Source organism: Trebonia sp. (genome assembly GCF_049794275.1).
In the GTDB taxonomy this organism is placed as follows: Bacteria; Actinomycetota; Actinomycetes; order Streptosporangiales; family Streptosporangiaceae; genus Trebonia.
Window position 1 is genome coordinate 1 of the sequence record NZ_JBARCR010000086.1, and the last position, 7,202, is coordinate 7,202.

5 protein-coding genes and 1 pseudogene are annotated in these 7,202 nt (G+C 69.0%); 3 read left to right on the top strand and 3 right to left on the bottom strand.

Annotated elements, in window-relative coordinates:
* On the bottom strand, nucleotides 1-2,475 hold a 2,475-nt coding region (gene acnA / locus WA805_RS02260), incomplete at its 3' end, for an aconitate hydratase AcnA (protein ID WP_425241532.1).
* A 220-nt stretch (nucleotides 2,476-2,695) separates the two neighbouring features.
* Here acnA and WA805_RS02265 point away from each other — a divergent pair.
* From WA805_RS02265 to WA805_RS02275, 3 genes are all read left to right on the top strand, one after another.
* A complete protein-coding gene (locus tag WA805_RS02265) occupies nucleotides 2,696-3,532 on the top strand; it encodes a TIGR03560 family F420-dependent LLM class oxidoreductase (protein WP_422287033.1) in 837 nt (278 codons plus the stop codon).
* Between the two features lie 297 nt (nucleotides 3,533-3,829).
* Entirely contained in the window at nucleotides 3,830-4,375 is a 546-nt protein-coding gene (locus WA805_RS02270) for a hypothetical protein (protein ID WP_425241533.1), read from the top strand.
* A gap of 423 nt (nucleotides 4,376-4,798) precedes the next feature.
* Nucleotides 4,799-5,344 carry a hypothetical protein gene (locus WA805_RS02275; RefSeq protein ID WP_422287031.1) on the top strand — a complete coding sequence of 182 codons (546 nt, stop codon included), beginning with the start codon at nucleotides 4,799-4,801 and terminating at the stop codon, nucleotides 5,342-5,344.
* Between the two features lie 247 nt (nucleotides 5,345-5,591).
* Here the strand turns inward: WA805_RS02275 and WA805_RS02280 are convergent, their stop codons facing one another.
* Together WA805_RS02280 and WA805_RS02285 are read right to left on the bottom strand one after the other, a co-directional pair.
* Nucleotides 5,592-6,365, bottom strand: coding sequence for a DUF1932 domain-containing protein (locus tag WA805_RS02280; protein ID WP_425241534.1), 774 nt, complete (start codon nucleotides 6,363-6,365; stop codon nucleotides 5,592-5,594).
* A pseudogene (locus WA805_RS02285) lies at nucleotides 6,362-7,202 on the bottom strand (hypothetical protein); the annotation flags it as partial. The pseudogene WA805_RS02285 and the gene WA805_RS02280, both read right to left, overlap by 4 nt.

Consider the following 7,202-nt stretch of genomic DNA (forward strand, 5'->3'; position numbering starts at 1 on the left):
GTACTGCAGCGGCAGCACGCCCATGCCGATCAGGTTGGACCGGTGGATCCGCTCGAACGACTCGGTCAGCACCGCCCGCACGCCGAGCAGCAGGGTGCCCTTGGCCGCCCAGTCCCGGGACGAGCCGGAGCCGTACTCCTTGCCGCCCAGCACGAGCAGCGGCGTGCCCTCGTCGAGATACTTCCTGGACGCGTCGTAGATGGACATCTCCTCGCCGTCCGGCAGGTGCACGGTGACCCCGCCCTCGGTGCCCGGCGCGAGCTGGTTGCGCAGCCGGATGTTGGCGAACGTGCCGCGGATCATCACCTCGTGGTTGCCGCGCCGCGAGCCGTAGTAGTTGAAGTCCTTCCGCTCCACCACGTGCTCGGTCAGGTACGTCCCGGCCGGGCTGTCCGTCTTGATCGCGCCGGCCGGGGAGATGTGGTCGGTGGTCACCGAGTCACCCAGCATGGCCAGCGCGCGGGCGCCGTGGATGTCAGTGACCGGTGCGGGCTGGTCCGGCATGCCCGCGAAGTACGGCGGCTTCCGCACGTAGGTGGAGTCCGCGCCCCAGTCGAACGTGTCCCCGGTGGGCACGTCCAGCGACCGCCACCGGTCATCGCCTACGAACACGTCGGCGTAGTCCCGGCTGAACATCTCGGCCGCCACCGCGTCCTGCACCACTGCGGCGATCTCCGCCCCGGACGGCCAGATGTCGGCCAGGTACACCGGGCTGCCGTCGGCCCGCGAGCCGAGCGGGTCGCGGTTCATGTCGAAGTCCATCGTGCCGGCCAGCGCGTACGCCACCACCAGCGGCGGGGAGGCCAGGTAGTTCATCTTCACGTCCGGGTTGATCCGGCCCTCGAAGTTGCGGTTGCCGGACAGTACCGACACCACGGCCAGGTCGTTCTCGGCCACCGCCTCGCTGATCGCCTCGGGCAGCGGCCCGGAGTTGCCGATGCACGTGGTGCAGCCGTAGCCGACCAGGTTGAAGCCGAGCTTCTCCAGGTAGGGGGTGAGTCCCGCGCGCTCGTAGTAGTCCATGACCACCTTCGAGCCGGGCGCCAGCGTGGTCTTCACCCACGGCTTGCGGGACAGCCCGGCCTCGACCGCCTTCTTGGCCAGCAGCGCGGCGCCGATCATCACGAACGGGTTGGAGGTGTTCGTGCAGGACGTGATCGCGGCGATGACGACGTGGCCGTGGTCGACCGTGGTCTTGGTGCCGTCCTCCAGGGTGACGCCGGCCTCGTTGGTCGCCCGGTAGTCGTCGCCGGTGGTCGGGTCAGAGGCGGGGAACGTGCCGTTCAGCTGGTCGTCGTGGGTATAGGACGGCAGCGCGTCGCGGAACGCGGTCTTGGCGTTCGCGAGCTCGATCCTGTCCTGCGGGCGCTTCGGGCCGGCGATGCTCGGCACGACGGTGGACAGGTCGAGGGTCAGCTCCTCGGAGAACCGCAGCTCGCGGGCCGGGTCGTGCCACAGGCCCTGCTCCTTGGCGTACGTCTCGACGAGCTCTATCTGGCTGGCCGGGCGGCCGGTCAGCGTCAGGTACTCGAGCGTCGCGGCGTCGATCGGGAAGATCGCGCACGTCGACCCGAACTCCGGCGACATGTTCCCGATCGTCGCCCGGTTCGCCACCGGGACCTCGGCGACCCCCTCGCCGTGGAACTCGACGAACTTGCCGACGACGCCGTGCTTGCGCAGCATCTCGGTGATCGTGAGCACCAGGTCGGTGGCGGTGGCGGCGGTCGGCAGGGCGCCGGTGAGGCGGAAGCCGACGACCTTCGGGATCAGCATGGAGATCGGCTGGCCGAGCATGGCCGCCTCCGCCTCGATGCCGCCGACTCCCCAGCCGAGGATGCCGAGACCGTTCTGCATGGTGGTGTGGGAGTCGGTGCCGACGCAGGTGTCGGGATACGCCTGGCCGTCGTGCGTCATGACGACGCGGGCCAGGTGCTCGATGTTCACCTGATGCACGATGCCGGTGCCCGGCGGGACGACACGGAAGCGGCTGAAGGCCTGCTGGCCCCAGCGCAGGAACTGGAAGCGCTCGCGGTTGCGCTGGAACTCCAGCGCGACGTTGCGCTCGAAAGCGTCGGGGCGGCCGAAGACGTCGGCGACGACGGAGTGGTCGATGACCAGTTCCGCGGGGATGAGCGGGTTGATCTTCGTCGCGTCGCCGCCGAGACTTTCCATGGCCTCGCGCATCGCGGCGAGGTCCACGACGGCCGGCACGCCGGTCAGGTCCTGCAGGATCACCCGGGCCGGGGTGAACTGGATCTCGGTGTCCGGCTCCTTCTTCGCGTCCCAGCTGGCGAGGGCGTTGATGTGCTCTGTGGTGATGTTTTTGCCGTCTTCATTGCGCAGCAGGTTCTCGAGCAGGATCTTCAGGCTGTACGGGAGGCTCTCGCTGCCCGCGACCGCGTCCAGCCGGTATATCTCATGCGACGCGCCGCCCGCCTCGATCGTCGCCCGGCTGCCGAAGCTGTTCGCAGTCATGGTTCGTGAGCCTCCTCGCCCATCGATGCGGTGCGGTGCGGGTGCATGCGTGCCTTTGTCGATCTCCCCCGGCACCTAACCGTACAGTATCTCGATATCAAGGTACTTCACAAGGTGACCCATTGCGGGGGTGCTGGCGCCTGTGGCGTAACGTCGTGTCCCGGCTAGACCAAGACGATGCGGCTTCGTTTCGTTCGTTTCGCGGGAAGGGTTCCCTGCAATGCGGTTCGCGATCAAGACACGCCCCGAGCACCAGACCTGGGAAGAGATCCGCGACGCGTGGCTCGCGGCCGACGAGCTCCCGCTGTTCGAGTCGGCGTGGAACTGGGACCACTTCTACCCGCTGACCGGCGACATGGCCGGGCCGAACTTCGAGGCCTGGACCATGCTCGGCGCCATGGCAACCGCGACGCGGCGGATCAGGATCGGCTGCCAGGTCACCGGCATGATCTACCGGCACCCGGCCGTGCTGGCCAACATGGCCGCCACCGTGGACATCATGTCCGGCGGCCGCCTCGAGCTCGGCATCGGCGCGGGCTGGAACCAGATGGAGTGCGACGCCTACGGCATCGCGCTGCCGCCGCTGAAGGAGCGCTTCGACCGGTTCGACGAGGGCGTCGAGGCGATGGTGATGCTGCTGACCGAGCCGGTTTCCAACTTCCCCGGCCAGTACGTCCGGCTCACCGACGCGCGCTGCGAGCCTAAGCCGGTGCAGCGGCCCTACCCGCCGATCACCATCGGCGGCACCGGCCGTCGGCGCACGCTGCGCACGACCGCCCGGTGGGCGCAGCAGTGGAACTCGCTCGGCCGCGGCGGGGTCGCCGAATGGCTCGAGCTCAAGGACGTCCTCGCCGGGCACTGCGCATCCATCGGCCGGGACGTTTCCGAGATCACCTGCTCGGTCAACGTGCGTTACGAAGACGACATCGACGAGGTGGTCGCGGACGCCACCACCTGGCGAGACGCGGGCGTGGACCTGTGCATCGTCGGCCTGCCGCTGCACGTCAAGCCGGAACTGCTCGCGCCGCTGGCGGAGGCACTCGCCCCGCTCGCGTAGTCAGGACCGCCGTTTTTCCGTCCCCGAACGGGCGCGTGGTGACTGCTGGCGGCTGCGCTTCGCTTCGCTTCGCTTCTTGCTGTCATCAGGGGCCCGCGTGGTCATCGAAACAGTTTTCCTGGCGGCACGGCGCAATCCAGTTTCCGGCGTCAGCCGTAGTCATTGACGTGGACCCGGAGTGGGGATCTTCTGCCCTGGGCTGCGGCACCTTAGCCCGCGGGCTCCTCCTTCTTGGCCCTGACGATAACGCTCGCCATCTGGCCGGGCGTGAGTACCCAGGCTTAGGGAGACCACATCATGACAACCAGACCCTGGCGGGCGGCAGCTCTGCTCGCTCCTGCCGCCATCGCCGCGGCGGCGCTGACCGTCCCGGCCGCGTCCGCGTCCGCGGCTAGCCCCAGCTGGCAGCTCACGAACGAGTTCGCCAGCAGTCCCGTCTGCTACACCACCGCCGGCGGGACGAATGAACTCGAGATCAACCTGAACGGCACCTGGTCTACGCCGATCAATATCGGCGCGTCTGGCCTGCCGGCGGGTGTTTCCGTTGCGGGCACGACCCTCATCGACTTCTACTACTACCTGGACGGCAGCTATACGGTGGCCTACACCACGCCGCCCATCCCGGCCGGCTGGAGCAACGGGACCGGGCCTGTCAGGCTGGCCTCCCAACCCGACCCGTCAAGCTACACGCTGGACGCGGAAGGCTACGTGAACGTGACGGTGGCGGCTGGCCGTGCGGCGAACTCGTCGTTCAACATCACGCTGTCGGCCAACGATGGCACCACTCTGCAGACCGAGTCCGTGCCTGTCACGATCAAGTCCAGCTGCAAGCGCCATTACTGACCACCAGTAGCGCCGCGGACTGACAAGGGCTTCCGGTCCTGCTCGTGCTCCCGGCCCGAGCAGGACCGGATCTGACAGTCCAGCGGTCGCGTCGCTTCTTGCTGTTATCAGGAGCGGGCGGACGGCCGCCGATTATCGCGGGGAGTTCGGCGCCGAAAACCGGGTCAAAGTCCCCACAATCTCTGGCGGCAAGCCGCTTCTTGCTGTTATCAGAGGTCCGCGTGGTCATCGAAACAGTTTCCCTGGCGGCACGGCGCAATCCAGTTCCCGGCGCCAGCCGTAGTCATTGACGTGGACCCGGAGTGGGGACCTTTTGCCCTGGGCTGCGGCACCTTAGCCTGCGGGCTCCTCCTTCTTGGCCCTGACGAGAACGCTCGCCATCTGGCCGGGCGTGAGTATCCAGGCTTAGGGAGACACCACATCATGACAACCAGACCCTGGCGCGCGGCAGCTCTGCTAGCTCCTGCCGCCATCACCGCGGCGGCGCTGACCGTCCCGGCCGTGTCCGCGTCCGCGGCTACCCCCAGCTGGCAGCTCACCAACGAGTTCGCCAGCCGTCCCGTCTGCTTCACCACCGCCGGCGGGACAAGTGACCTGGCGATCGATCTGAACGGCAGCTGGTCCACGCCGATCAATATCGGCGCGTCCGGCCTGGTGGCGGGTATTTCCGTTGCGGGCACAACCCTCATCGACTTCTACTACGGCACAGACGGCACCGATACGGGGTCCTACACCACGCCGCCCATCCCGGCCGGCTGGAGCAACGGGACCGGGCCCGTCAGGGTGGTCCCCCAACCAGACCCGGCAAGCTACACGCTGGACGCGGAAGGCTACGTGGACGTGAAAGCGGCGGCTGGCCTCCCGGCGAACTCGTCGTTCACCATCACGCTGTGGGCCAACGATGGCACCACTAAGCAGACCGAGACCGTGCCTGTCACGATCATGTCCAGCTGCAAGCGTCATTACTGAACGCCGCGGCGCTCCCGCGCAAAGCCCAGGCCGCGCGCGGGAGCGTTCAAAGGGCTCCCGGTCCTGCTCGTGCTCCCGGCCCGAGCAGGACCGGATCCGACAGTCCAGCGGTCGCGCCGCTTCTTGCTGTTATCGCCGTCCCTCACACGGCAATTCTCACTTAGGGCGCGATCGTCCCGTTTTATGTCCGCTTTGCCCCGGTTCTAAGGTGACGTTCGCGCCCTAAGTGCCCGGGACGGGCCGGTCGCTATTCTTCTTCGGCGGCGAGGCGTTCGTGCAGGGCGCGGCTGGCGTCGGCCATGATGGGCTCGACGCCGAAGTCGGCGAGCATCTCGGCCGCCGCCGCCATCTCTGCGCCGCGGCGGACGGCGTGCTGGCGGGTCCCCGTGACGATCCTGTCCACGGTCTTCGCGTTGGCCTTCTCGAGCTCTTCGGCGATGTGCTCGCGCAGCCAGTCCTCGTAGCCCGCGGCGCGGGCCGCCTCCAGCGCTTCCACGATGGACGCCGCCATCCCCTTGTAGAAGACGCTGCGCAGCAGCTTCCTGGTGGCGGCGAGGCCGGCCGGCCCGTCGAGCACCTCGACGTTGGCGCCGTACCCGCGCAGCCGCGCCGCGACTTCTCCAGCCGCCTCGCCGCTGGCGAGCATCGGTACCCGTAGGCCCTTGCCGGGGACAGGCGCCATCATGGCGATGTCGGTGACCGGGATGCCGCGGGACCGGCCGATCTCGGCGAGCCGCTGCTTGACGGCGGGGGCGGCGGTGTTCAGGTCGGCCCAGACGGTCCCCTGACGCATCGCGTCCAGCGAGCCGGCCAGCGCGGCGACCGCCTCTTTCGCGCTGTTGACGCTGAGCACGAGGTCCGCGCCCGCGGCGGCTTCCGCGTCGCTGCCGGCTTCGGTGACGCCCGCGGGCGCGGGCACCGCGGGGTCGAAGCCGCGGACGCTGGCGCCCGCGGCCAAAAGGTCGCGGGTGAGCAGCGAGCCCGCCTCGCCGAACCCGAGCACTGCGATGACACCGCTCACCGCGGGTCCTCCTGGAGGGCTGCCTCGGTGAAGTATGCGCTGATCAGCTGTCGCTGCCTTTCCATTAGCTCGTCGAAGTCCCTGTCGAGGTTCTCGGCACTGATCGCCTCCGCGGTCAGGTAGAAGTCCCTGATCTGCTCGAGCGGCGGCGTATCGTCGGCCGGATCCTGGCCGGATCCGCCCTGATTCTGGGGGGGTTCAAATACGCCGCGGGCGTGCTGGGGTTCTTCGGCTGCCTGGTCCTCGCTGGAGTACCACCCGGCACTCGGCGGGCCGTAGGCCGGGTCGTCGGGACCGTACGCGGTGGCCGGCTCGGGACGGAGTGCCTCCTGAGGCGGCGGCTGGCTCGCGGGTGACCTCATGCCCGGACCCGTAGCGCGCGGCCGGGGCGCGGGCGGCTCTTCATCCCGGATCACGTACGCGTAGTTGCCGTACGGATGCTCGCCCGGCGGGTTGGCGCCGCGATCCGCGGACGCGTCATAGCCGGGATCGGACGCAGACGGTGGCCCATAGTCGGGGGGAGTCGCCTGGCCCATGCCTGGATCGGGGGGAGAAGCAGGATAATCCGCGGCCGGGCCCGGACCCGGTCCTGGCGCCTGACCCGGATCCGGTGGCGCGCCAGTCGCGGCACCCTCGCCATCTGGCTGAGCATCGACCAGGGTGCCCGGGGCGTAGATCGAGGTAGGGACGATCACCCGCTCACCATCAGGCGCCTCGGCGGGATCAGCGCTGACCTGCCCCTGGGCGATCGCCATCGGGCCAGGCGCCGGCCGGCTGGGAGCTGCCGGGGTGGGTGACAGCGGGCCGGGGCCCGCGGGCGGACGCGGCCGCCTGACC

Coding starts and splice junctions, on each gene's coding strand:
- WA805_RS02265 (WP_422287033.1), top strand. CDS start 2,696: ATGCGGTTCGCGATCAAGACACGCCCCGAGCACCAGACCTGGGAAGAG.
- WA805_RS02275 (WP_422287031.1), top strand. CDS start 4,799: ATGACAACCAGACCCTGGCGCGCGGCAGCTCTGCTAGCTCCTGCCGCC.
- WA805_RS02270 (WP_425241533.1), top strand. CDS start 3,830: ATGACAACCAGACCCTGGCGGGCGGCAGCTCTGCTCGCTCCTGCCGCC.